Below are 25,369 nucleotides of genomic sequence, written 5' to 3' on the forward strand. Positions count from 1 at the left end.
GGTGCCTCCGGAGGGCCCCCGGGCAGCCGGGGAAGGGGGGCGAACGGGAACCTCTCGCAAACCGGCTTGTAAGTACGCGAAATGTCAGGTACGTCTGGGAGGCCTCTCTCCGCCGCTGAAAGGCGGCGGCCCCATTGAAGCGGCGCCACCGCGTTCGGGGACGCATCGAGCGCCTCGGCCTCTCCGCCGCTGAAAGGCGGCGGCCCCATTGAAGCGAAGGTCACGACGCCCGCGGCGTCGACCACGACGCCTCTCCGCCGCTGAAAGGCGGCGGCCCCATTGAAGCTTATTCTTGGTATGAATTGATGCACCTCGCCACTCCTCTCCGCCGCTGAAAGGCGGCGGCCCCATTGAAGCATTGGCAGCGGGAGACCCGTGTCCCTTGCCCTCTTACTCTCCGCCGCTGAAAGGCGGCGGCCCCATTGAAGCCAATCAAGATGGCGGGACTCAAGGCGTTGGATCTACCCTCTCCGCCGCTGAAAGGCGGCGGCCCCATTGAAGCCTAGATGCTGCGGAGAAGCGGATCGATGCAGACATCCTCTCCGCCGCTGAAAGGCGGCGGCCCCATTGAAGCATCATCATCGGGGGACTCTCCCGCTACCAGAAGGTTACGGCTCTCCGCCGCTGAAAGGCGGCGGCCCCATTGAAGCAGGTTGCAGAGCTTCATCGCGTCCTGGCCGAGCTGCGTCTCTCCGCCGCTGAAAGGCGGCGGCCCCATTGAAGCTAACCATGGCTCACGTCCGTTGACACGAGATCGTGCTCTCCGCCGCTGAAAGGCGGCGGCCCCATTGAAGCCAGATGACGTCCAGGGCCTTGAGCTTGTCCGCCATGCTCTCCGCCGCTGAAAGGCGGCGGCCCCATTGAAGCTCGACCTCCCAGTCCCAGACATCCTTGACGGTGATCCCTCTCCGCCGCTGAAAGGCGGCGGCCCCATTGAAGCAGGCTGAATTGGTAGACGATGAGTCCGGATTCCGGGTCACTCTCCGCCGCTGAAAGGCGGCGGCCCCATTGAAGCGCCGGGGTCCCGGACATGCTGAACCGATCGGCCCTGCTCTCTCCGCCGCTGAAAGGCGGCGGCCCCATTGAAGCGCCGTCCCCGTGGGCTCCTTGAAAGCCTGGTACCGGGCTCTCCGCCGCTGAAAGGCGGCGGCCCCATTGAAGCACGGCCTGGAGATTCAGCCTGTCCCCGACCTGGCGCTCTCTCCGCCGCTGAAAGGCGGCGGCCCCATTGAAGCGGATTGTTGAGGAAGCCCGGGAGGCCAGCCGCAGAACTCTCCGCCGCTGAAAGGCGGCGGCCCCATTGAAGCAGGGTCGAGGGAGCGACCGGCGCGGTCAACGTCCTCAACTCTCCGCCGCTGAAAGGCGGCGGCCCCATTGAAGCGCCTCGTCGGTGAGGCGAGCGAGCGCGAGGCGCTGGCGGACTCTCCGCCGCTGAAAGGCGGCGGCCCCATTGAAGCGACGCCATCACCTGTACGCCGGAGCGCACAAGCCCGCGGACTCTCCGCCGCTGAAAGGCGGCGGCCCCATTGAAGCTACCTCGCGGGCCGCGGCTCGGGGAAGAGCCGCTCGGGGCTCTCCGCCGCTGAAAGGCGGCGGCCCCATTGAAGCAGCGGCATCACGTGCACGAACGACGCAGCGGCGAACTCTCCGCCGCTGAAAGGCGGCGGCCCCATTGAAGCCACTGGTACCACCCACCCACGCGGGGCCCGGCTATCACTCTCCGCCGCTGAAAGGCGGCGGCCCCATTGAAGCCATGCCAAAGGCTCCCTCTGGGGTCGCCACGTTCCGGGCCTCTCCGCCGCTGAAAGGCGGCGGCCCCATTGAAGCGGCCTGCTTTTGAATGCGCTAACGGGACGCTCGTTATGCTCTCCGCCGCTGAAAGGCGGCGGCCCCATTGAAGCCCCACCTCGGGCGCATGCGCAACGCCGCCGATCTGACTCTCCGCCGCTGAAAGGCGGCGGCCCCATTGAAGCAGCGCGTGGCGCGCAGCTGCGTGCATCGGGCGGCGCCTCTCCGCCGCTGAAAGGCGGCGGCCCCATTGAAGCACGTTTTTCCGGAGTTCCTCGACGGCTTTATTGTAACTCTCCGCCGCTGAAAGGCGGCGGCCCCATTGAAGCTCCCAGATAGTGAACCGCGGCCCGCCGCGGAGCTTCTCTCCGCCGCTGAAAGGCGGCGGCCCCATTGAAGCCTCCGGTCGCGTCGCCGGGTCGAGCGCGAGGTGCACCCCTCTCCGCCGCTGAAAGGCGGCGGCCCCATTGAAGCGCAGTTCAGCGCTCATGTACGCGGAAGACGAGCGCGGTCCTCTCCGCCGCTGAAAGGCGGCGGCCCCATTGAAGCTCGGTCGCTCCGCGCGCAACCACGACACCGAACGGGATCTCTCTCCGCCGCTGAAAGGCGGCGGCCCCATTGAAGCTCGGACATGGCCGCCGTGCTGAATGCCGGCGGGGACCCTCACTCTCCGCCGCTGAAAGGCGGCGGCCCCATTGAAGCCCGCTATAAAGCAGCGCTCTTCTAGAGCGGCTTTCAGCCGAGTCTGCTACAGCCCGAGCTCGACCGCACCGGATCGTGGCACAGGACCTGCCCAAGGTCTGCCCCATGAGCCCGTACAGTCTCGATCTGCGCCGGCGAATCGTCGATGCCTACGTCAACGGCGAGGGGAGCATTCGGGAAATAGCGGAGCGTTTCTCGGTCGCGCCGAACACTGTGCAGAATTACCTCACCCAGGTGCGCGCGACAGGCAGCCTTGCGCCCTTGCCGCACGGTGGTGGAGTGGGGCCGAAGATCGACCGGGCGGGGCTGGATGAGGTGCGCAAGCTGGTCGAGGAAAAGAACGACCGGACGCTGGCCGAGTTGGCTGAGCAGTTCGAGCAGCGGCAGGAGGTGCGTGTCAGCATCCCGACGATGCATCGGGCGCTGCAGCGGCTGGGCATCACGAGAAAAAAAAACGCTTCGAGCGAGCGAGCAGTATCGGCCCGCCGTCCGCAAGCGCCGCGCTCAGTTCCGGCGGCGAGCACGAAGAGTAGGCGCACGCCACATCACCTTCTTCGACGAGTTCGGTCTGCATCGCGGGATGGCGCGGCGGTACGGTCGTGCGCGTCGCGGGCGTCGGGCGCACGGCAGGGTGCCGTGTAACACCGACCCGAAGATCACGCTCATCGTCGGGCTGAATCTCGGCGGCGCTGTAGAACCGATGGCCTTCGAGGGGTCCATGAACGGCGCCATCTTCGAGGCGTACATCCGCGACCGGATCGCTCCTCGAGTGCAGCCCGGCGATGTGATCGTTGTCGACGGGCTGGGTGCACACCGTGCTCCCGGTGCTCGCGCTGCCGTCGAGGAGCGCGGGGCAAAGTTCTGGATTTTGCCGCCTTATTCGCCTGACCTGTCGCCGGTGGAAGGCTGCGGCAGCAAAGTCAAGGAGCTCACCCGCGCCGCCGCCCCGCGCTCGGTTCCGCAGGTATACCGAGCCATGGGCCGAGCCATCGGTCTGGTAACTGATCGCGACGCCAAAGGTTGGTTTCAGCACGCCGGCTACATCCGTCCACCGCGTCGCCCACCTCCCTCGCGTGCCGGCGCAACCCGGAGGATGGCGCCGCCCGGCGAGCGCTCTCGCGCTCCGCCAGCGGGGATGCCCTGCAGCATAGGGAATCAGTGAGCCCGAGCAGCAGCTTTTGTACCAGACCCAGCTGAAAACCGCTCTAGACAGGGTTCGTTAACTCTCCGCCGCTGAAAGGCGGCGGCCCCATTGAAGCCACTTCATGTCGTCTACTCCGATAAGGACAGACTCGATATCTCTCCGCCGCTGAAAGGCGGCGGCCCCATTGAAGCAGGCCTCAGGGCCCGGATGCGGGAGTGGGCACACGGTCTCTCCGCCGCTGAAAGGCGGCGGCCCCATTGAAGCACCCTCACGGTGTACGTCGCCCCGTCGACCACGTTGACCTCTCCGCCGCTGAAAGGCGGCGGCCCCATTGAAGCTCGTCCTCGCTGCGCTTGATGCTGAACGCATCCCCCGCTCTCCGCCGCTGAAAGGCGGCGGCCCCATTGAAGCGAGCCTTCGTACCTGCCGGCGCGCGCCCACGTCCCATCTCTCCGCCGCTGAAAGGCGGCGGCCCCATTGAAGCAGACACTCCCCGTCCGGACAGACGACCGTGGTCACCTCTCTCCGCCGCTGAAAGGCGGCGGCCCCATTGAAGCCATGGGGTGCCTCCGACGCCGAAAGGCCGCTCTCCACGCTCTCCGCCGCTGAAAGGCGGCGGCCCCATTGAAGCGATGATGAACCGGCCGACGTCCTTCGCGCCGTCAGACTCTCCGCCGCTGAAAGGCGGCGGCCCCATTGAAGCCGCGTCGTTGGCGGCACCAAGGGCGTTGTCGCCGGCTCTCCGCCGCTGAAAGGCGGCGGCCCCATTGAAGCCAGCAGGAAGCGGCGGCGACAACCTGCGTTCGACGTGCTCTCCGCCGCTGAAAGGCGGCGGCCCCATTGAAGCTCAGGCGGACCCGCGCGGATGGACGTCCGCCATGGTCGCTCTCCGCCGCTGAAAGGCGGCGGCCCCATTGAAGCATCTCGATTCGGCCCCCGTCACGACGCCTTCTTCACACTCTCCGCCGCTGAAAGGCGGCGGCCCCATTGAAGCTCCCGCCACACCACCTGGCCCAGGGGCGCGCCTCGACGGTGCTCTCCGCCGCTGAAAGGCGGCGGCCCCATTGAAGCTGAGCCATACCTCCAAGGGAGCAGCAGGCTACAGAGGTCCTCTCCGCCGCTGAAAGGCGGCGGCCCCATTGAAGCGTCCTCTTGGCGCGCGACGACCGCGCGCCGGCGCTCCTCTCCGCCGCTGAAAGGCGGCGGCCCCATTGAAGCACTGCATTCCTTGCCCGTCGCGACGAGGAGCGCCGCCGCACTCTCCGCCGCTGAAAGGCGGCGGCCCCATTGAAGCTGGCCGGAGCCGGCGCGCTGAAGAGCGCCATCTGGCTCCTCTCCGCCGCTGAAAGGCGGCGGCCCCATTGAAGCACCTCGTGCTCAGGTCATGTCGATGCACCGGCCTGCGGTCTCTCCGCCGCTGAAAGGCGGCGGCCCCATTGAAGCTGATTGAAGCCGAAGGATCCCAGGACCTCTTCCGTGAACTCTCCGCCGCTGAAAGGCGGCGGCCCCATTGAAGCGCGTAGCCGTTGCCGGCGATCTGCCAGATGTGCCACGTCCTCTCCGCCGCTGAAAGGCGGCGGCCCCATTGAAGCTCCGGTGTACCCGGAGGACGAGGGAGACCCCTCATACCTCTCCGCCGCTGAAAGGCGGCGGCCCCATTGAAGCCCAGCGACGGTGAACGCCGCGAGGCTCGCGACGTTCGCCTCTCCGCCGCTGAAAGGCGGCGGCCCCATTGAAGCACCCGCAGCCTGTACCCCAGCCCGTCGAGCAGCCGCCTCTCCGCCGCTGAAAGGCGGCGGCCCCATTGAAGCCAGGTAAGTGCGAAACGCCTTGCGCCCCTCCTCCAACTCTCCGCCGCTGAAAGGCGGCGGCCCCATTGAAGCAATTCGCTCTGCATGACGCCTCCTCTCCTCTTGCCAGCTCTCCGCCGCTGAAAGGCGGCGGCCCCATTGAAGCTCGAGGGCCGGTTCTCGCCGCGCGGATTCGTAGTGCTCTCCGCCGCTGAAAGGCGGCGGCCCCATTGAAGCACCGTGAACTCGGTTCCTCTGCCGTTCCCCCACGACCTCTCCGCCGCTGAAAGGCGGCGGCCCCATTGAAGCACCAGGCGCGCCCATGTCGCGGTGCCCGTGGCGGCGACTCTCCGCCGCTGAAAGGCGGCGGCCCCATTGAAGCAACGACGCGCTCTGGCGACGCCGGATCGCGCGTGCCACGTGCTCTCCGCCGCTGAAAGGCGGCGTCCCCATTGAAGCAACGACCACTCAAGCGTGCATGGGTTGTGGAAATCCCCTCTCCGCCGCTGAAAGGCGGCGGCCCCATTGAAGCGAAGTTTGAAACCCGCACATCGCCCCGCAGCCTGCCCACTCTACGCCGCTGAAAGGCGGCGGCCCCATTGAAGCGCTTCGCTCATCGGTCCACTCGCTTAAAGTCCTGATCTCTCCGCCGCTGAAAGGCGGCGGCCCCATTGAAGCACAGCGCCGACCAATGTGGTCGACGGGGCGACGTATACCTCTCCGCCGCTGAAAGGCGGCGGCCCCATTGAAGCCGGCACTCCTCGCACGTCGGCTCCCGAACCGCGCTCTCTCCGCCGCTGAAAGGCGGCGGCCCCATTGAAGCTCGATGTAACCGCCTCCGGCCGATGTGCGGACCTCGCTCTCCGCCGCTGAAAGGCGGCGGCCCCATTGAAGCCACGTCAGCTTGGCCATGTCAGCCTCCTCCACTGGCCGCGACTCTCCGCCGCTGAAAGGCGGCGGCCCCATTGAAGCTTCGTTGATGGGCGTCTCGCATACGAGAGCCCATTCTCTCCGCCGCTGAAAGGCGGCGGCCCCATTGAAGCTGCGGGATGATGTTTTTCGGGTCGTCGGGATGGCTCATCTCTCCGCCGCTGAAAGGCGGCGGCCCCATTGAAGCAGGCGTGGCGCGAACCTCTCGCCCTTGCGCGATCTGCTCTCCGCCGCTGAAAGGCGGCGGCCCCATTGAAGCGTGCTCGTGACCATCACATCAACGGCGGTGCGGGACTCTCCGCCGCTGAAAGGCGGCGGCCCCATTGAAGCTGGAAAGAGGTGTTGACGTGAACGACGGCACCCGTAACTCTCCGCCGCTGAAAGGCGGCGGCCCCATTGAAGCAGGATCTGCTGGGCGCGCTGCTTCTTGACGCCAAGCGACTCTCCGCCGCTGAAAGGCGGCGGCTCCATTGAAGCGCGTTCCTGAAGAGCGCGAAGATCCCGGGTCGCCGCGTCTCTCCGCCGCTGAAAGGCGGCGGCCCCATTGAAGCCAGATCCTGCCGGCCATCCGGACGGCGTTTTCGACCTCTCTCCGCCGCTGAAAGGCGGCGGCCCCATTGAAGCTCAGCCGCTCTCCCGCATAGTCAGCGGCTCGGTTTAACTCTCTCCGCCGCTGAAAGGCGGCGGCCCCATTGAAGCCGGATACGGTGCGCGTCGAGCTCGACGGCCTCTTTGACCTCTCCGCCGCTGAAAGGCGGCGGCCCCATTGAAGCAGCTCGCCCACGCCGCCGAAGTTGGTGGTCCCGGACACTCTCCGCCGCTGAAAAGCGGCGGCCCCATTGAAGCCTCTCCCCCCCGAGCGACACACAGTGCTCAGCAGGCTCTCTCCGCCGCTGAAAGGCGGCGGCCCCATTGAAGCTCGATGCGGTAGAACGCGACGACGGCGCCGAGTTTCTCTCTCTCCGCCGCTGAAAGGCGGCGGCCCCATTGAAGCGACGCGAACACCCCCGGCTCTGGCAAGAGCCTCCAGGCTCTCCGCCGCTGAAAGGCGGCGGCCCCATTGAAGCAGGCCGAAGCCCTTGGTGAACATGACGTTCTCGGCCAGACTCTCCGCCGCTGAAAGGCGGCGGCCCCATTGAAGCGACGGCCAGCGCGTGCGCGTCACCATCGAGCCCGACTCTCCGCCGCTGAAAGGCGGCGGCCCCATTGAAGCTTTGATGTCGCCGGTAGAGCCCCATCGCTGGGTCGCCTCTCTCCGCCGCTGAAAGGCGGCGGCCCCATTGAAGCAGTTCACAGACCCCGTCGTTCGTGCAGATACCAGCGACCTCTCCGCCGCTGAAAGGCGGCGGCCCCATTGAAGCACCGCGGTCGCGCCGAAGCGCTCGTTGGTCCAGACGGGCTCTCCGCCGCTGAAAGGCGGCGGCCCCATTGAAGCTGTTGAACTGGCTGCTGAACACGAACGGGACACCCTCTCTCCGCCGCTGAAAGGCGGCGGCCCTGCCAGTTTTCAGTCTCATGGGGCCACCTGACGGCGTTTTTTTCAGGGTCATGGGGCCACCCCAAATCCAGGAGGATGGGGCCACCCGCGCGGGGGCGTGACCCAGTTTTTTTCAGGGTCATGGGGCCAGCTTCCGAGGTTTTTTGCAGCCTCATGGGGCCAGCTCGGGACGCCGAGGTCGGGATCTGAGACGGGCTCCTTCCGATGACGGCGCGGGTCGCCGTCGGAAGGAGGCCGATGCCCTACCGAGAGCTGATCATGGTTGACATCAAGGAAATGCTCCGCCGTCGTGCGGCGGGGCAGAGCGCGCGTCATGTGGCGCGCGCGACAGGGTTCGATCGCAAGACGGTCGGCAGGTACTTCGAGGCTGCAACGACGTTGCCACTGCCGTGTGACCGCGAGCCGACGGACGAGGAGATCCACGCGATCGCCCAGCGCGTGCAGGCGCGCCCCGTGCCCGACACGAGCGAGGAGTGGAAAGAGATCGGCACGCATCGCGCACGTATCGAGGCCTGGCTCGCCCAGCCCCGGCCGCTGAAGCTGACGAAGATCCACGTGCTGCTCAAGCGCGATCACGGCGTCAGCGCGAGCTACGGCACGCTCCGGCGCTTCGCCATGGAGGAGCTCGCGTGGCGCAAGAAGACGCCGACGGTTCGCGTCGCGGACACCGAGCCCGGCGAGATCGCGCAGGTCGACTTCGGCCTGATGGGAAGACTGTTCGACCCAGCAACGCAGCGGGTTCGCAATCTGTGGGTGCTCGTGGTGACGCTCGCGTACAGCCGCTACCAGTTCGTGTGGCCGTCGTTCGAGCAGACCACCACGGCGGTGTGCGCGGGCCTGGACACGGCGTGGAAGTTTTTCGGTGCGATGGCACGAGTGATCCTGCCGGACAACATGAAGGCCATCGTGCTGCGCGCCGACGAGCTCGCCGTCGTGCTCGTGCCGGCCTTCCTCGACTACACACAGACGCGCGGGCTGTTCGTCGATGCCGCACGCGTCAGGTCGCCCAAAGACAAGGCGCGCGTCGAGAACCAGGTCGCCTACGTGCGCGAGAGCTGGTTCGACGGCGAGTCGTTCGCCAGCCTCGACGAGGCCCGCGCATCCGCGGAGCTGTGGTGTCGCGATGTCGCCGGCGCGCGCATCCACGGCACGACACGCGAGGTGCCGCGCGAGGTGTTCGAGTCACGCGAGAAGGGCGCCATGAGGCCGGCGCCGGAAGCGCCGTTCGACGTGCCGCACTGGACTGACGCGAAGGTGCACCCCGACCATCATGTGCAGGTCCTCCGGTCGCTCTACAGCGTGCCCACGCGCTACGTCGGCAGCACGGTGCGCGTCCGCGCCGACCGCGCGTCGGTGAGAATCTACGCGGGTACCGAGCTCGTGAAGCTGCACGCGCGGGTCGCTCCGGGCAAGCGCTCCACCGACCCGAGCGACTACCCCACGGGCAAGGCCGTCGCGGCGGTGCGCGACGTGGCCTCGCTCGTCGCGAGCGCGAGAAAGTGCGGGGCGCACGTCGGCATCTACGCCGAGCGGCTGCTCGACGTGCCGCTGCCCTGGACGCGCATGCGGCTCGTCTATGCGTTGCTGCGGCTGTGCAAGAAGTTCGGTGATGGGCGCGTCGAGGCGATCTGCCAGAGCGCGCTCGCCTTCGACGTCGTCGACGTGCAGCGCGTGACGCGCATGCTCGAGACGGCGAAGCCGGCCGCGTCACCGTCGACCGAGGACCGCAAGGTCGTTGCGCTCCCCACGCCGCGGTTCGCGCGCAGCACGGAGCACTTCGCGACACGTACGACGGCGGCTGCCGTGACGAAGGAGGAGGTGCGATGAGCGCCAACGACGTCGACCCTGCGCTCGTCACGGCGCTCAAGCGGCTGCGTCTCGGCCGCATCGCAGCGACGTTGCGTGAGCGCCTCCTGCTCGCCGAGAAGCAGTCGATGGGGCACGAGGAGATGTTGCTCATGCTGCTGACTGACGAGATCGCGCGCCGCGAGGCGAGCGCGACGGACAGCCGCGTGCGCGACGCCGGGCTCGACCCAAGCATGCGCCTGGAGCTCTGGGACAAGACCGCGAAGGTGAGCTTCGATAGGCGCTTGCTCGGTGGGTTCACGAGCCTGCTCTTCCTCGAAGAGCACAAGCACATCGTCATCCTCGGCTCCGTCGGCGTGGGCAAGACCTTCCTCGCCAACGCGCTCGGACACCTCGCGTGTCAGCACGGCTACAGCGTGCGCTTCCTGCGCGCCGACGCGATGCTGCGCAGGCTGCGCCAGAGCAGGCTCGACAACTCACGCGACGCCGAGATGATCGCGCTCACGACCGTCGACCTGCTCATCCTGGACGACTTCGCGCTCGAGGCGATGAACAAGGAAGAGAGCCGTGACGTCTACCAGCTCTTCCTCGAACGCACGGGCCGCGGGTCGATGATCGTCACGAGCAATCGCGACACGGCCGAGTGGCTCGGGATGTTCGACGACGTGTTGCTCGCGCAGAGCGCCGTCGATCGGTTCAAGAACGCGGCGTTCGACTTCATCATCGAGGGCGAGTCGTACAGGCCACGGCTCAAGCCGAAGCTCGACGAGAGCAGCACGGCCGCGCCGCGGCCCGCGCGCGGCAAGCCGCCCACCCATCCACGCACCAAGCGTCGATGACCGCTGCGGTCCCGGCGAGGACGTCGCCCCCGGGGCCGCGCCGCCTCTGACCCCCTCGCTCCCCGCGGCGCGCCTGGCCCGCCCTCGTCGAGGTAACCGCCGGTGCCGCGGGGGCCGGGGGACCTGTTCGTGAGCGTCGTGGCCCCTGCTCTCCGCCAGAGCCTACCAGGGGGCCTGGGTGGCCCCATGACCCTGCAAAAAAGAGAGACGTCGCCGGTCGCTTCGCTCCCGGCTCCGGGGACCTCGACACGCTTCGCGGTCTCGGGCATCGTCGAGGCCGATCACGTCGTCTCCCCCTGGCCCCATGACCCTGAAACGGGGTGGCCCCATGACCCTGAAACGTGGCAGGCCCCATTGAAGCAAGTTAAGCTCTACCCCGAGCCCCCGATATTTTAGCAGATCTGTATCTCCGCTGCAGCGTGCAACGATGACACGGGTCAGTGCTATCTCCGGGACGGCCATGACGAAAGCGTCGGCATCGGCGCAATCACCACGGGCGGAGCCGGAGGCTTCGGGGACGCGCCGCCGGCGCCGCGAGACGGGGGCGCGTTCCGAGTGCAGCGAATCCGTCGAGGCGGCAGCGCAGGCCGCTTGCGCGTCTCCAGCGAGCACTGCATGCGTGAACGAGTGCAAGGCGATCGGCGCCTACTGCGTTCATCGGGCTGCGCATCCATTCAGCGAGAGCAGCCGACTCGGCGATCCATACTGGTGCAAAGGCGGCAAGCCTACGTGGACGTGCCGTGGACGTGCTCTTATCAATATTCGAATGGCGACAATTGCACGGTCATTCGGCCGCTCGGGACGTGGCTGTGCCGATATTCGTTCGAGAAATGGGGAGGTGTACAGATGGCACATGCACGGCGAGTCGCAGCGGCGCTCTCTGACGGGCTCAACTGCGCCTCTGCGATCGTGGAAGCGCTCGATGTCGCCCCGCCCGGGGCCGATCTTCCGCGCCGTAGGGCTCCGATTCCGGAGGTGCCCGAGGAGCAGCGCTCCCCCCGCCGGCCCTGACAGGAACAGGTGGACCCTGCGCGCCCCGGCGGCGCGCGGATTTCACGCCATCGTGATCACCGAGATCACCGAGATCACCGCATCGTGATCGCTCGGATCAGCGCATCGTGATCACCAGGATCACCATCGTGATCAGCGGGATCACGGTCGTGATCGCGTGGATCGCCGCTCGTGATCGCGCTGGTGCATCCTGAACGGCGCACGAGGCTGAGGCGTAGCGGCGCTGGACGTCGGGTCCACCCACCCGGGCCTCGAAGGAGGGTCCCAGGTGGCGACGGAGCGACTGTCCATGCACAAAACGCGAGAGATTCTTCGGCAGAAGTGGCTCCTGGGCCGTACGCACCGGCAGACGGCGACGAGCAACGGCACGAGCCCGGGGGCGGTTGGCAGCGTCCTGGCGCGCGCCAAGGCCGCCGGCCTCACGACCTGGGAGCAGGTCACGCAACTGGACGACGAGGCGCTCGATCGGGCGCTCTACGGCACGTCCGTCGCCATGCCAGGGGTCGCGCCCACCGAGCCCGACTGCGCCTGGATTCACCTCCGGCGCCCCTCAACCCATCGACCACGAGAACATCCGTGGCCGCGACGACTACCTCAACTGATGGAGAACGACGTGTTGACCGAACCGACGCTCGAGAAGCTCAAGAGCCTTCACCTCTAGGTGATGGCGAACACCTGGGTGGCGCAGCGGACCGACTCCGCGATCGCCGAGCTCGACTTCGACGGCCGCTTCGCGCTGCTCGTCGATGCCGAGCATATCGCCCGTGACAACAAGCGGATCGGGCGGCTGCTGCGCGAGGCGAAGCTGCGGATCCCGAGCGCGTGTCTGGAGGACATCGACTACGGGCCGAAGCGGGAGATCGATCGGGCCCAGATCCGCCAACTCTCCTCGGGTCGCTGGATCGCCGACCACGCCAACGTGCTCATCACCGGGACGACCGGGGTGGGCAAGAGCTACCTGGCCTGCGCGCTGGCGCATCAGGCGTGCCGCGCTGGCTTCCGCGCCCTCTACCGGCGCGTGCCGCGCCTGCTTGAGGAGCTCGCCCTCGCGCACGCCGACGGGACGTACACGCTCGGGCGACGGGCCAGGGCGAGGACTTACGTTCAAGCGCCCCACCTCAACAGGAGCTCAGGCACTTTTTCTGCCCTTTCTGGCGCGCCTGCTCACAGATACCATACATGAGCGTGACCGTTCGTTCTTCACAGTACAGCTCCCATCGCGACGAGAGTGCGAGGCACGCGGCAGGGCAACTGGAACGGCACTTTGCCTTGCCTGCGGCTCGCCCTTGGAAGCTCTCTGCATAGCAGAGTTGCGTTTGCGCACCAGCAATCAGAACTCCGGTCGCTGCTCCGCACATGAGCTGCCAGATATCAGCACCTTCGTCTACCGCATCTTCGCACCTTCCTCGTACCGCACGCGGAGCGCTAGACTCCAAGGCCTCCTCCTCCAGCGCGACTTCTGGTTCATGTGCCTGGTCAACAGTGCACGCCTGGATAGAGCAGCCAATGAGGGCGGTGGCCACAAATCGATTTGTTCTCATGCCATGCGTCCAGTGCTAGACGCGGTCCACCGTCGGCTGACTCGGTCCGAGACATCCGATGGTAGCCCCAGTCCGCCGATGATCGTCCTAGGCGTACTGGGACAGGCGCGACAGCCTTCCCTGAGCTATGGTCGAGCATGCTCAAGAAACACGTCGACAACCGCGTTGGCGAGCCCATCGCCGTCCGCCGCTACGGCGTTGCAGGCCAACACGACCGGGAGATCGTGCTCGTCATTGGCAAGCCGCTCGCGCCCCGCAAGCCCCAGGGAGACTGGCGCTGCGCCGTGCTCATCGTCGGCATCGACGAGGGGATTTTCCACGTGCAGGAGGGCGTGGATGCGCTGCAGGTCCTCCAGCTCGCCCAAGGCTTCGCCAAGCGGGCGCTGGAAGCGTCAGGGTTGTCGCTCACGTGGGCCGGCGGAGAGCCGGGAAATCTCGGGCTATAGCCCGATCTCTTTGCCCTATGGGTTGCGCTTCCAGCGCTTCGCGGAGCAGGCGCTCGACCACGCGCTCGAGGCCGTCGCCGCCGTTCGGGTCCAACGTCGGGGCCGCCCGTTGACGCGTTCGAGGATGGCCCGGATCAGCCAGGGATGAAGAACGCTGGCCCATAGCCCGGGCTCAGATCCTCGTACAGCTGGGTGTCGGGTATCCGATTCCAGAGGTGCCCGAGGAGCAGCGCTGCTCCCGCGGGCCCTGACAGGAACAGGTGGACCCTGCGCGCTCCCGTGGCGCGCACCTGATCGCGCACCACTTGCCTCACCGCGCGCGCCCACCCCTTCGCGCGCGCCGCGTCCGGGATCGCGGTGTCGCTCGGCGCAGGGGCGGCCGCGATCTCGACGAAGCGCCCGACGGGAAGCCCGCTGCTCCGCAGATAGGCGAGCACGTCCTCGGAGATGTCGTTGGCCACGCTGAGCCCCACCGCCAGCTCGCCCCCCGCCCCGAGCTCCACGGGCGCGCCGACTCGCAGCGGGAGCTCGCCAGACACCACGTCGCTGCTCCACCGCTCGCCGCGCTGCACGCACGCCACCCGGAACTTGCGCGTATCGCCGAACGTGACGCCGGCCACGAACCACGCGGGCAAACGCATGTCGCCGCGCACGAGGACCCGGTCGAACCCGAGCGCGCGGATGCGGCGCTCGGCGGCCTCCAGCTCCGGCAGCAGGCGCCCGTTCCAGTCGCGCGGATCGCGGAGCTGCCGCCGCACCCGGTGGTGGTCGCCCTCGAACCGATCGACCCAGTCGAGGTGCTCCGTCGCCCCGGCCGCCCAGGGATCGCGAGCGAGCGCCTGCACCACCACGCCCCCCGCGGCTGAAAGGCGACGAACCCACCGACGCGGCCTCCCGGTGCGCGGCAGCCTCACCGGTGCTTCGGCGCGCTCTTAATGCCCTCTTCTCGTGTGGCCAGTGAAGCGCCCCCCGAGGGGTCGACTACGCCAGACAGAAGCTCGGCGTATACCCCGGATTCAACTCTTCATAGAGCTGGGTCGTGGGTACGCAGTTCCAGGAATGCCCCAGAAATAGCGCCGCCCCGGCGGGGCCCGCCATGAACAGGTGGACCTTCGTCGCCCCTGTGCGCCGCGCCTCGCGCATGACCTGACTCCGCACCGCCGTAGCCCAGCCGAGCGCGTACGCGCCATCCGGCATGGCTCCACGCCCGATCCTGGACGTGCGGATGTTCAGCAGCCGACCCACGGGCAGCCCCGCTTGCCTCACATAGTCGCGCACGTCGTCGGCGATGTCATGGGTGACGCTGAGCGCGACTACCAGCTCGCTGCCCAGATCGAGCTCCTCCGGCGGAGGAACATCGAGGTCCACCTGCACCGGAGACGCCTCCGTGCTCCACATCTCGTCCCGCTGAAGGCACGCCACGTGAGCGTTCCGCGTGTCGCTGAGCTCGAAGCCCACCATGAACGCCGGCGTGAGCCGTGGCCTGCCACGCACCAAGATCCGGTTGAACCCGAGCGCGCGTATGCGATCGCACGCCTGCTGCAGGTCCGCGCGGAGCTGGGTGTTCCACAGCGAAGGATCGCTGAGGCGCCGCTTGACTTGAGGCTCGTCGCCCTCGAAGAGAGCGACCCAGTCCACCCAGGCATGGGCCTCACGTGCGAAGGGATCCCGCTCGACCTGCTGCACCACCAGCGTGGCTCGCGGTGGACCGCCGCGGAGCGCGCGCCGATCGATCTCGGCTGCGAGCATGGCCCGGTCGATCCGGAACGTCCCCTCCTTGACCCACTCGCGGATGGCGAGCGCACCCTGCTCCACGGCGTCTGCGTCTTCCCTCAGCCCGCGGGCCGCCATGCGATCCGTGACCGCCCTGGCGAGGAGGGAGGCGGGGCCCTGGTCGGTCAGGAGCTCGAGATGGTCGAGCATCTCTAGGAGCTCGTCCTCGGCGATGCCCAGGTGCATTGCCCATTCCTTGAGGCGCTGGCCTGGCCTCGAGAGCGGTCCCTCCTCGCGAAGACGTGGGCCGAGGAGCCCACGCGACCCGTCGCGGAGCTTGAGCAGGGGATCGTTGACATCGAGCGGCCGGTTGGTGAACAGCGCCATGTGGGGTCGTCCGCCGGCGGCGCGTAGCTTCGAGTAGCTGTCCCAGAAGCGCTGGAGGATGCTCTTCTTTCGGCCTTGCTCCTTGCCTGTTCCGACCTCGATGAACCAGGCATTGTCGATCGGGTTGCTCGCGCTGACCGAGTACTTCACCTGATAGTGCTCGTCCCCGCGTCCAGGCCGGTGGACGACGACATCGTCGAGCAAGTCTATCCCGCGCTTCTCGACCGAGATCGCCGTCACGCCTTCGTCGGGGGCCAGCATCCGCAAGGCGTGGTGCCACGCGTAGAGGTGCTGGTAGTCATCCCCCTGGATCGCAGCGCCGCGCGCGCTCCCCGTCATGTCCTCACCTCCACCGTGGGCCGATCGGTAAAGAGCGCCTGGACAACGCGCTTGCCGTCCCGCTCCTCGATGCCTCTCACGAAAAATGGACGCGGCGCGCTGCTCGCCGCTGCGATTGTATCGATGATGTCCCAGCACCCCGCGAGCCATGTCGAGCACACGAGCCCGGCGGCGAGCGGGCGCAGGAGCGGATCCACGGGCTGGATGGGCAGGAACCGCTCCTTGGGCTGCTTCTCGCGCTTCTCTCGCTTGCGGGCGTCCTGGCGCGCCTTCCGCGCCTCAGTGAAGTTGACGAACTCGACCGCCAACACGTCAGGCAAACGATCGGGCAGAGGCGCCCGCGCAAGCGGAGCGGCGGCGGTCGGTGGCGGCGGTCGGACCGCGGCGACGGCGGTTCGCTCCGCCTCTTCGCGCCGTTGCCGGAGCCGGTCGAGCCGCTCTCCGAAACGGAGCGCCTGGCGCCCCGAGGGCTGCCTCATCGGATTCCTGCTCGGCCCGCTCGGCCGGGCGTGTTCTTCCGGTCTCACGACGGGCTTCCGAGCGGCCTTGGCCTCGGCCTCGGCGATGCGAGAGCACCGTTGCATCCACGAGAGCTCCAGCACCACCCGCTCCGCGGTCACCCTCGGCTCTCGATGCAGCCGCTGCTCGAGCCAGACACCCACGTCGTTGAGCGCCTCAAGCTCCTTCTGCTCTCCACCCTTCCGCCCTGCATAGCCTGCGTCAGGCAACGCCCTGAGCAGCGCCAGCCCCACGACTGGATCTCCCGTCGCCTTCGTGGCGTCGAGCGCATCCGCGAGGTACCGGACATGGTTCGACGTCGAGAACCCTGCAGCCTGCGCCTGCAGGACGGCGAGCTCCCTGCCCGTGAGCTTCTGCATCGTCAGCAATCCCCCTGGTGGATCTCGACAAGGCGCGCCATCCCCTCTGCGTGGCAGTCCTCCGATCGCTCGAACATCGTGATCCACGCATCCTCCAGCTCCACAGCGCGACCGGCAGGATCACGCAGGTGCGCCACGAGGTGCTGGAGACGAATCCGCCCGAACCCCTGCCCCTTGCCGCCGCCGATCTTCAGCGCGCTCTCGCGCTTCCACCCGAGCGCGACCAGAAGTCCCCCGAGCTCCCGCGGGAGCGCGTTGTGCACGCGCATCGTGCCCTGGAGCGCGGAGCCCTTCGGGAACACCTCGATCTTCTGCCAGCGCGCTTTGTCGGCCACCGGACCGCGTCCCACGGCGAATTTTCGGCCATGCAGCTCGTGAACTTCGAAGTGCGCTCCGCGATCATGCTCTCGCTCGCTCGAGGGGCGCCGGCTGCCGCGCCCGACGTGGTGCAGGTTGGGACTGAACTGCTCCGGGATCTCCGCCACCTCGAAGAGCGCGTCGCCTTTGATTGCGAAATCTGTGAGCGTGACGCGGCTCCGTAGGGACATGCGACCGAAGAGCGCGCAGGCGGGGCAGAGGTCCCCGTCAGCGGCCTCCTCCTTGGCACGGAAGACGTCGCCGTCGAGCAGCCGGTCGTCGAGGCGGGCAGACTGGATCCCGCTGCTGGAGCGGACACGCACCTGCCCCCTGGAAGGCTTGAGCGTCACGCAGCTCCGGGTGATGGCCTCGTAGCGCGCCCGCAAGACACCCTTCATCGAAGCGCCGGGGACACCAGGGCGCCCGTGGATCAGGAGCCCTTGTCGAACGACGTCGTCGTCGACGAGCTCCTTCGAGCCTGCGCCGACGTGTACCTGTTGCTCGGTGACGAACGTCAGCGACAAGACGGCCGACAGCGTTCCCGGGACGCGCCGGTCGTGCACCGCCTCGGGTCGGCGCACGCGGCGCACCCGAGCGGGCAAGGGGACGAACTCGTACCCCGCGCTCACGAGAGCCCCCCGAGCGCCCGCCGCGCGGCCTCGATCCAGAGCTCGATTGCCGGCGGGTCATCGATTGCGAAGCGCCGGCTGAGCCCGCGAGGCTCGCCCATGATCGCAGGCAGCTGGAGCTCGGGCTCGGGGAGCAGGCCGTACGCCGATCGCTCCTCGTCGCTTACGAGCTCACCTACGCCGGCGGGGCGCTCGCCCGCGCGCAGCGGCTGCTCGTGAACGATCGAGATCACCGTTGCCCGGGCGAAGCCGAGGCCGCGGCTCTTGCTCGAGCCGAGCTGCGCGAAGCCTTCGGAGATCTCGTCGAGCGCGCGGACCAGGAGACCCAGCTGCCAGACCTGGTAATTCTCCAACGCGATCTCGCCCCAGAAGGAGACGCCGGCGGGGACGAGCTCCTGATCGAAGGGACCATGCTTGACCGAGCCGAGGATCCTGTCGATGGCCACACCATGGCGCTGCTCGACCTGATTCGCCAGCTGGTGGTTCGTGCCGCCGGGCCGGGCGGCTTCGTCCCCACGCTCGAGCCACGGGAACAGGTCGCGCACTGCCGCCCGCCCCTTGCTCGCCAGCGATCCGAAGAGCCTGCACGCAAGGCACTGGTCCTTGTGGATCCTGGCCGTCGCCACCTGCTCGCTGTTCGTGTGGGCGTTGCACTCGTTCTTGTGGTCGAGCGGGTTGCAGGCGCCCCGCGCCTCACCGAAGGTCTCGCCACGGACGCTGGCCTCGGCCGCGGAGCGGATCACCCCCTTGAGGCTGGAGCCGGGGATATACACGGTCCGGCCGTGCACCGCGTGGCGCGTGCGTACGCAGCTCAGATCTGCGGCGGTCGGGTCGAGGCCCACGTCGCCCGCGCGGATCAAGAGCGGTGTGACAGTCTCTACACGGACGCCGAGAATGGCGCGGTTGTAGCTCTTTCTGAACATCAGGCATTCCCCCGGGCGCGCTCCGCGAGCGCCGTTCGGAACGAGGTGAACTCCTCCTCCAGCGCCACCCCCTCCAGCGATTCACCGGGTCTCCCTTCGAGCAGGTCTCGCGCGGTGATGCGCAGCATGCCGTGCCACTCGACATCGACGCGTCCAAGCCCTCGCGAAGTGAAGCCGCCCAGCGCCGTAAAGCCCTCCTTGATCTGATCGAAGCCCAGGACGAGGAGGCCCATCAGCCACGGCTGGGGGTTCTCTACGAAGACCTCGAGGTTGAAGCGAACGCCGGGCGACACGACCTCGAAGTCGTACTTGTTCTTTCCATACTGACGCCGCAGATCCCGGTCGATGGCCACGCCGTCGCGCACCTCGACGGGAATGCGGCGCGCGCCTCGGTCGTCCGGGCTGACGTGCACGAGGGCGTCGCTGAAGCGCACGTGGCTTGCGACCACATGCGATCCGAGGAGCCTGCACACCGCGCAGTGCCTGGTCACGTCCACCCCGGCGCGCTCGCCTTCGCGGTGATCGCCGCAGGCGCCCTCGCTCTCGTCGCGCTTGCGGAGGGGGTCGCAGGTCCAGATGCCCGTCTCTCGCGGGAGCTCGGCGCCGCGGACGAGCGCCTCGACGGTCGAGCGCAGCGCGCCCTTGAGGCTGCCGCCGGGCAGCAAGGGGTAGCCCTCGGCATCGCGGAGGACGGGCAGATCGGCCGCGTCGAGCTGGCCGCTGCCGCCGCTGCCGATGCGGAGGGCGGTTCGGGTCACGAGCTGGCCGGAGAGGCGCAAGCGTTGCTGGAGTCGGTGGAAGTCGGCCGCCGAGCTGCTCATCGCCGGCCGCCTTTCGGCTGGGATCCATCGCGCCGATGCGGCTGGCCCTGATCTCTGCGCTGCGCCGCTCCCGGCATGGGCTGGCCTCCGGACCCGCCCTCGGGCCGCTGCGGCTGTCCGCCGCGGTGCGTGCTCCTGGAACTCGCCGCCTTGTCCAGATAGGTGAACGTCCGCGCGAGATACACCGCGTAGAGCCGCCAGGCAGCCACCTTGGCCTCGTCGCTCGGGAGATCGGCCATCGCGCCCTCGGCCTTGGCGATGACGTCACGTGCCAGCGCCGGGTCCCAGACCGCGCCGTCCCCCTTGCCCCGGCTCGCCTGGTAGCGAATGTACAGGGCGATCTCCTCGGCGCACGCCGCCTCGTTGCACACGCCGACGAGATGGCTGAGCTGCGCCTTGTGAACGGGCCTGTTCTTGGAGCTCGGCTCAACCCTCTTGAAGGCGTCTTCCATGACCTGCTCCGCGGCCTGGACGAGCGTTTTTCGTTTGAGTCGCAGCGCTTCTGCCAGCGGATCCATCGGCGATTACCTCGGGAAGGTGCGGGTGCAGAGGAACGGGTCGAAGCAGAGTACGTGGCCGAAACCTTGGTGGCGCCGCTCCCCCAAGCCCTGCTGCTCGATGCGCGTGAGCAGGGGGAGCACGTCGCGCCAGGAGCGTCCGGGGCCCAGGTCGACGACGAAGACGCCCCCCGCGGTGACGGCGAGCGCGGGTTCCATCCTGCCTTTTTGCTGATCCCAGCCGCCCTCGCGGTTGAACCGTCGCGCTGTGAGGAGGCACGCGCTCGCCTCGAGCGCGCGGAGTATCGTCGCCCGTCCGTCGTCGTCCCCGTGCACGAGCAGCGGCGCGAGCAGCGTGAGAGGCACCAGGCGGCCCACGCGATCACCGGGGAGGTTCACCTCCTTCAGCCGGCGACGCAGGGCCTCGTCGAAGCTCGTTGCGCGCGTCTCGATGGCTGGCAGCGGCGGCACGGCGCGGACGTCCACGTCGACCTGTCCCCAGCCGCTCGAGCGCCCGCGGCCGAGAGAGAGCGGCATCGAGAGGGCGAGCGCGAGGCGTTCGCGGGTCTCGGGTGGGATGTTCCGGATCGTGCCCTCGAACACCGTGCCCGTGTCGAGCAGGATCTGGGAGAATAGCTGCTCGTCTCGAGCCGACGACCGCGCGCGATCCATAGAAACGCGGGTCACGGCTCGGGTGGGTACAGGCGAGCGCCGCCGGCGCATGCCGTCGAGGCCGCGGAGCGGAGCTCCGCACGAGCAGCGCGCGAGACGCGTCCGGTCCACGTCGCTGGCCTGCTTGGCGGTCTCGGCGAGCGCAACCGCAATGCGATCGAGGAGGGTATCGACGACGCCGTGGTCGTGGCGCTCGTGCTTGCAGGCAACGGCCGTGATGGGCAGGGGGGCGCTCGGCCCGGGCGCGTCGTCGTCGACAGGGTACAGATACCCGAAATGGGCGCCGTGCTCCGCGGCGACCAGCGCCTGAAATGCAGCGTCGTTCGGATCCGGCAGGTTCTCGGCTAGGGCGAACCCCACGGCACCGCGGAGGGCGGCGCCCGGGATCTCGCGCCGCGTGTCGCGTATATCGTCGCTTGCGATGGGGACACCGATGGACGCAGTCGAGCGAAGGGTGACGCGGAGGCGCAGATCTCCCTCTCCGGGCAGGGTGAGCGGCGCGCGCTGCGGCTCCTCCTCGAGTTCGAGCCAGCGGAGCTCCATCTCCACGCGGGCGAGACCTCGACTGCGGCCGGCGCCGATATGGGTCGTTCCGTTCACTGCCGACTGGAAGAGCTGCTTGAGCTCGGGGAAGATCAAGCGGCCGCGCGCGAGGAACGCGCGCTCGCGCGACGGGGCGGGGACGCGGCGCAGGTAGAAGCGCTGATTGGCGGCGGTGCGTGCGTGACGATCGATCGAGACGCCGGGCAGGAGTGTCCACGTGTCGGCGCCTGCGTGAGCGCGCGCGTCGCCGAGGATGAGGCCGGAGAACGCGCGCTCGTCCCGGTCGAGGGCGGCGCGCTGGGTGCCGAAGAGGCGGCACGCTTTACAGCGCGCGCCATCTTCGAGGGTACAGGGGCGGGGCTGGATCTGGTTCGCTTCCGCGCCGTCCGGATCGACGCCGGTCCCGCTGACGCACGCGGGCAGGTTCGCGCCTCGCAGGAGCGCCTCGAGCGTCTCGCGCAGAGCGCCTCGCAGGGCCGTGGCGGGAATGAACGGGCGGCCTTCGCGGTCCTCGGCGTGGGCGCCGTGCAGTCCTTCATGGACTTCCGAGGCGCCGCCGATCATCACGCTGCCGGTGGGGAAGCGGAGGAGCAGTTCGAACGCGCTCACGAGCCTTGCTCCGTGTCGTTGTGTTTGCTCGATGGCAGGAGGCGGACGAGGTCGAGGAGCGCCTGTCTGGGGCGCTCGCGCACGATGGCCGCAGGATCGCGAAAGTCGACGCCAACGGCATCGTAGAAGCGTTGCCATGGCTTCGAGCGCGCGACCTGGTAGCGGAGCAGGTTCGCGAACTCGACGGGATCCAGGGCGCGGGACTCGGCGAGGATGCCGCGCTGCGCGCCGGGGATCGCGGCGAGCGCCTCGGCTTGACGGCGGCGATCCGCCCAGGACTCGGCATCCATGGGAAAGGGGCGACCATCGTCGGCACATCGCCGTTCGATGGCGCTGAAGGACGCGTCGCCGGCGCGGAGGATGGCGAAATCGAAGGCAGAGCGCGCGCCGCCGTTGCGGCAGAGGCGCTTGGCCGAGCGCTCCAAGGCATGGGCATAGGCCATGAGGCGGGACGCGGGGAAGTGGGCGTCGGCAACGACGGCGCCGATGCCCACGCCGACCCGAGCGAGCCGCGACGCCTCCTGGCGCGAGAAGGGCGCGCCGAGGCTCGCGAGCTGGTCGAGCCGGCGTTCGAGGGCCGGGACGAAGGCTCCGGTGTAGTCGAGCAGATCCTCGACGGCCAGGAAGAGGCGGAGATCATCTCCTCCGGTGGCAAGCGAGACCTTGCCGTGCCGCAGCGTGGCGCGCGCCTCGTCGTGGGCATCACGGAAGACCTCATGGATGGCCTCGCTCGCTGCGGCCATCTGCTCGAGCGAGGTGAGGGAGGCGAAGAAGTCGCCGACATCGTTGCCGTCCGCCGAGACGGCGGCGACGCGGCGGCTGGGAGAGAGCGCGAGGAGGGATTGGATCGGCTCCTCGCCAGCGACGCTCGCCTTGCGGCCGGCGCGAAGCATCGCGCGGCATCGCTCGCAGATCCGCTCGTTGGGTGCGTCAGTGCGCTCGGAGGAATAGACTGCGCGGAACATCCTGCAGTCGGCGCACTGGTCGCGCTTGTCCGTCGGGAGTGCTCCGCCGGGCGGCGGGGCCTGGTCCTTTTGGATGTCGAGCTTCTGCCGGAGCCAGCGCAGGCTGTCTGCAGGGGCGTTGGAATGATAGGGGGCGAGGGCGGTGGCCATGACGCCGACAAGGGTTTGTTCGCGGAAGCTCCTGACGAGGTCCTGGGCGCGGGCCTCTGCCGCCTCGCGCGAGCCGACGAGCTCGACGCCTCGCCCGCCGCCGGCAAATATCCAGCCATCGCGCGCCGACGTGGCTTTGTCGAAGGCGGCGATGGTGGCGCTCGCGCCGAACATGGCGAGGGGGCGGCTGCTCGCCGTGACGAGCTCCTGGATGCCGTTGGCGTCGTAAGCGACGAGCCAGGGGTCGGCGCCAGCGCTTTGAATGGCCCGACGCACGCGCTGCTGAATGGGCGCAAAGTCGATCATGGGCGGGCACCGAGGTTCGAGCAGAAGGGACGGAGGCGTCAAGGAGAACCTGTGAAACGAGCGAAGCCACGCCGTCTACCGACAGCGGCAGGGCGATGCTCCTCTCGGAGGCCGCCTCGGGCGGGGCGGACATGCGGCTCACCTGGACCGGGGGGGGCCGGCTCTCGCGAGTGCTTCAGCGCGGCAGTTGCGGCGTTTTGGTGAGCTGCCCGCGGTCGGTGCGGAGCGCGGTGGGCGGCGTCATGGACGTGGAGGAGCAGGAGCCGAGGTGGTGCGAGCGCCGCATCGATGCCGCGGTGCTGTCGATGCGGCGCGGCGCTGCGCGGTGGAGGGGCGCGCGAAGCGATGGGTGGCGGGGGGGGACGAGGCAGGAGAGAGCGGGGGGCGTCATCTGCTCGCGCCGCTCGGCGGCCGGCGCCCGCGCCGCTCAGCGCCCCTTGCGCTTGGCGTTCGCGGTGGGGGCGCCGGTCTTGGCCTTCGCGACGGGGGCGCCGGTGAGGAACGCGCCGGGCTCGGCCTGTGTCGTGTCGGCGTCGGTGTCGCTGTCGTCGTCGGACTCCTCGTCGGCGTCCTCGCTGGCGGGGGCGGCCCTGGAGGCGCTGGCGCGGCGGAAGCCGAGCTCGCGGAGGAGCCTTCGGTCCTTGATGGCGGTCTGGACGATGGTGCTCCACTCCAGGTACCAGTCCCAGAGCTGCTGCTCGGCCGTGTCGAAGTCCTCGTCGGTGGCGGCGGCGGGCGGGTCCTCGGCGGTGGGCTCCAGCTTTCCTGCGCGGGCGAGGAGCTCTTTTGCCTCGTCGACGACGGCCTTGGTCAGGCCGCGCTTGGTGAGCATCTTGCGGGCTTCGTCGCCCTGGGCGTCGGGGCCGCCCTTTTCCTTGGACCTGGCGAGTTTCTCCCAGCGTTCGACGAAGGTGCCGACGGAGACGAGGACGGCGGCGCCCTCGGTCTGGGCGAGGTTGCGGAAGACGAAGGCGTACGCCTGCGGGGTGTGGCGCTTGAGGGTGGCTGACGCGATGGGGAACCACTTGTTTTCCCAGGCATCGAGTTCGTCGATCAAGCCGGTGTCGGCCGCGGCGGCGGTGGCGACGAAGCCGAGGCGGGTGCGGGTGACGCGCTGGAGCAGGCGCCATCCCTCGGCGAGATCGTCATCGGAGAAGCCGTGGGCGACGAGCGCCGCGGCGACCTTGTTCTTGCGGAGCCCCATGAGCAACAAGAGCACTCGTTCGGCCTTCTGACCTATCGTGAGCTTGGCCAAGATTCACCTCCCAGCGTACGGAGCTAATCAGGAGATGGATGGCTGTCGATGACTGGAGTGCGTCCATAACGTGCTCTGCGTGCTCGCAGGGCGTGGCGAATAGTGAGGACTGCGGGCGGGAGGGTCGCGGCGGGGTGCGGGGGAAGGGCGCCAGCGGTCGGGGAGCGGGAGTCCGGTGCCAGAGGGCGGGGCGCCGGGGTCGGCGGGCGCGGGCCCCACGTTGGCGGGCGCGGGCGCCAGGTCGGCGGGCCGCATCCCCAGGTCGGCGGGCGCGGGCCCCAGGTCGGCGGGCCGCATCCCCAGCGCGGAAGGCGAGCGCCCCGCGGGGGGCGAGGCCGGCGAGCCGGGGGATGACTCGGGCGAGGTGGGGGGCGAGTCGGGGGACGCGGGGACGACGTGGTGCCGCGCGGGGGATGAGTCGGGCGAGCCGGGGGCGACGGCGCCGGAGGCGGGGCGGCGAGCGGCGGAGGTGGGGGATGGAGCGGCAGAGCAGCCGGGCGGAACGGAAGGGCTGGGCGAGCGGGGGCGTGGGTGTGGTAGAAGAGGGCGGGAGCCGCGGTCGCGAGCGGTGGAGTGACGCGAAAAACCCGGGGGGCGCTCGCAAGGCCGCCAGGTGTTTGAAAAGACGATGGATTTCGAGGCGGCCGGGGGCTCGCGAAGGGGTCTCCGGCAGCCGGAGCGGGGGGGTGGAACGGGAACCTCTCGCAGACCGGGTTGCAAGTACGCGAAATGTCAGGTAGGTCTGGGAGGCCTCTCTCCGCCGCTGAAAGGCGGCGGCCCCATTGAAGCAAGCTGTACGAGGAGGCGCGCGGCTCCCTCGAAGGGGTTCT

17 protein-coding genes and 3 CRISPR repeat arrays (1 of these 20 running past the window's edge) are annotated in these 25,369 nt (G+C 68.7%); of the genes, 7 read left to right on the forward strand and 10 right to left on the reverse strand.

The genetic code is table 11. The features are described 5' to 3' along the window. Positions 1 to 105 precede the first annotated feature (105 nt). A CRISPR array of direct repeats spans positions 106 to 2,491; the repeat unit is 36 nt; unit sequence CTCTCCGCCGCTGAAAGGCGGCGGCCCCATTGAAGC. A gap of 104 nt (positions 2,492 to 2,595) precedes the next feature. From WMF44_RS01515 to WMF44_RS01545, 7 genes are all read left to right on the forward strand, one after another. After that, positions 2,596 to 3,132 (forward strand): IS630 transposase-related protein, encoded by a 537-nt coding sequence (locus WMF44_RS01515; RefSeq protein WP_437294639.1) that lies wholly within the window; start codon positions 2,596 to 2,598, stop codon positions 3,130 to 3,132. After that, complete coding sequence (locus WMF44_RS01520) at positions 3,071 to 3,652, forward strand: transposase (protein ID WP_437294640.1); 582 nt, start codon at positions 3,071 to 3,073, stop codon at positions 3,650 to 3,652. The genes WMF44_RS01515 and WMF44_RS01520 overlap by 62 nt, the downstream gene beginning before the upstream one ends. A 61-nt stretch (positions 3,653 to 3,713) precedes the next feature. Beyond that, a CRISPR array of direct repeats spans positions 3,714 to 7,789; the repeat unit is 36 nt; unit sequence CTCTCCGCCGCTGAAAGGCGGCGGCCCCATTGAAGC. Between the two features lie 321 nt (positions 7,790 to 8,110). Next, on the forward strand, positions 8,111 to 9,679 hold the full coding sequence (istA, locus tag WMF44_RS01525) for an IS21 family transposase (protein WP_437297343.1): 1,569 nt from the start codon (positions 8,111 to 8,113) through the stop codon (positions 9,677 to 9,679). Then, the gene (locus WMF44_RS01530; protein ID WP_437297344.1) at positions 9,676 to 10,497 is read left to right on the forward strand and encodes an ATP-binding protein; all 822 of its coding nucleotides are present in this window, start codon (positions 9,676 to 9,678) and stop codon (positions 10,495 to 10,497) included. Before istA ends, WMF44_RS01530 begins: the two co-directional genes overlap by 4 nt. 1,300 nt (positions 10,498 to 11,797) lie before the next feature. After that, on the forward strand, positions 11,798 to 12,169 hold the full coding sequence (locus WMF44_RS01535) for a hypothetical protein (protein WP_437297345.1): 372 nt from the start codon (positions 11,798 to 11,800) through the stop codon (positions 12,167 to 12,169). A gap of 3 nt (positions 12,170 to 12,172) precedes the next feature. Continuing rightward, a complete protein-coding gene (locus WMF44_RS01540; protein WP_437297346.1) occupies positions 12,173 to 12,691 on the forward strand; it encodes an ATP-binding protein in 519 nt (172 codons plus the stop codon). A gap of 495 nt (positions 12,692 to 13,186) precedes the next feature. Further along, the gene (locus WMF44_RS01545) at positions 13,187 to 13,495 is read left to right on the forward strand and encodes a DUF6968 family protein (protein ID WP_437297347.1); all 309 of its coding nucleotides are present in this window, start codon (positions 13,187 to 13,189) and stop codon (positions 13,493 to 13,495) included. A 134-nt stretch (positions 13,496 to 13,629) separates the two neighbouring features. On the opposite strand, the gene WMF44_RS01550 is transcribed toward WMF44_RS01545, so the two are convergent. The 10 genes from WMF44_RS01550 to WMF44_RS01595 all read right to left on the reverse strand — a co-directional run bounded on the left by WMF44_RS01550 (position 13,630) and on the right by WMF44_RS01595 (position 24,539). After that, positions 13,630 to 14,340 (reverse strand): SAVED domain-containing protein, encoded by a 711-nt coding sequence (locus WMF44_RS01550; protein WP_437297348.1) that lies wholly within the window; start codon positions 14,338 to 14,340, stop codon positions 13,630 to 13,632. A 136-nt stretch (positions 14,341 to 14,476) separates the two neighbouring features. Further along, a complete protein-coding gene (locus tag WMF44_RS01555; RefSeq protein ID WP_437297349.1) occupies positions 14,477 to 15,934 on the reverse strand; it encodes an SAVED domain-containing protein in 1,458 nt (485 codons plus the stop codon). Next, a complete protein-coding gene (locus WMF44_RS01560; protein WP_437297350.1) occupies positions 15,931 to 16,812 on the reverse strand; it encodes a hypothetical protein in 882 nt (293 codons plus the stop codon). The genes WMF44_RS01555 and WMF44_RS01560 overlap by 4 nt, the downstream gene beginning before the upstream one ends. Positions 16,813 to 16,814: 2 nt before the next feature. Continuing rightward, the gene (locus WMF44_RS01565; RefSeq protein WP_437297351.1) at positions 16,815 to 17,798 is read right to left on the reverse strand and encodes an RAMP superfamily CRISPR-associated protein; all 984 of its coding nucleotides are present in this window, start codon (positions 17,796 to 17,798) and stop codon (positions 16,815 to 16,817) included. Continuing rightward, on the reverse strand, positions 17,795 to 18,721 hold the full coding sequence (locus tag WMF44_RS01570) for an RAMP superfamily CRISPR-associated protein (RefSeq protein WP_437297352.1): 927 nt from the start codon (positions 18,719 to 18,721) through the stop codon (positions 17,795 to 17,797). Before WMF44_RS01570 ends, WMF44_RS01565 begins: the two co-directional genes overlap by 4 nt. Further along, a complete protein-coding gene (gene csx7, locus WMF44_RS01575) occupies positions 18,721 to 19,542 on the reverse strand; it encodes a type III CRISPR-associated RAMP protein Csx7 (RefSeq protein WP_437297353.1) in 822 nt (273 codons plus the stop codon). Before csx7 ends, WMF44_RS01570 begins: the two co-directional genes overlap by 1 nt. Further along, complete coding sequence (locus tag WMF44_RS01580; RefSeq protein WP_437297354.1) at positions 19,539 to 20,060, reverse strand: hypothetical protein; 522 nt, start codon at positions 20,058 to 20,060, stop codon at positions 19,539 to 19,541. Before WMF44_RS01580 ends, csx7 begins: the two co-directional genes overlap by 4 nt. A 6-nt stretch (positions 20,061 to 20,066) precedes the next feature. After that, a complete protein-coding gene (locus WMF44_RS01585; RefSeq protein WP_437297355.1) occupies positions 20,067 to 21,863 on the reverse strand; it encodes an RAMP superfamily CRISPR-associated protein in 1,797 nt (598 codons plus the stop codon). Then, entirely contained in the window at positions 21,860 to 23,284 is a 1,425-nt protein-coding gene (locus WMF44_RS01590) for a Cas10/Cmr2 second palm domain-containing protein (protein ID WP_437297356.1), read from the reverse strand. The genes WMF44_RS01585 and WMF44_RS01590 overlap by 4 nt, the downstream gene beginning before the upstream one ends. A 427-nt stretch (positions 23,285 to 23,711) precedes the next feature. Beyond that, a complete protein-coding gene (locus WMF44_RS01595) occupies positions 23,712 to 24,539 on the reverse strand; it encodes a hypothetical protein (protein WP_437297357.1) in 828 nt (275 codons plus the stop codon). Between the two features lie 753 nt (positions 24,540 to 25,292). Continuing rightward, a CRISPR array of direct repeats spans positions 25,293 to 25,369; the repeat unit is 36 nt; unit sequence CTCTCCGCCGCTGAAAGGCGGCGGCCCCATTGAAGC; it runs 2,811 nt beyond the window's last position.

The sequence above is a fragment of the Sorangium sp. So ce426 genome (assembly GCF_051475585.1).
Lineage (GTDB): Bacteria > Myxococcota_A > Polyangia > Polyangiales > Polyangiaceae > Sorangium > Sorangium cellulosum_B.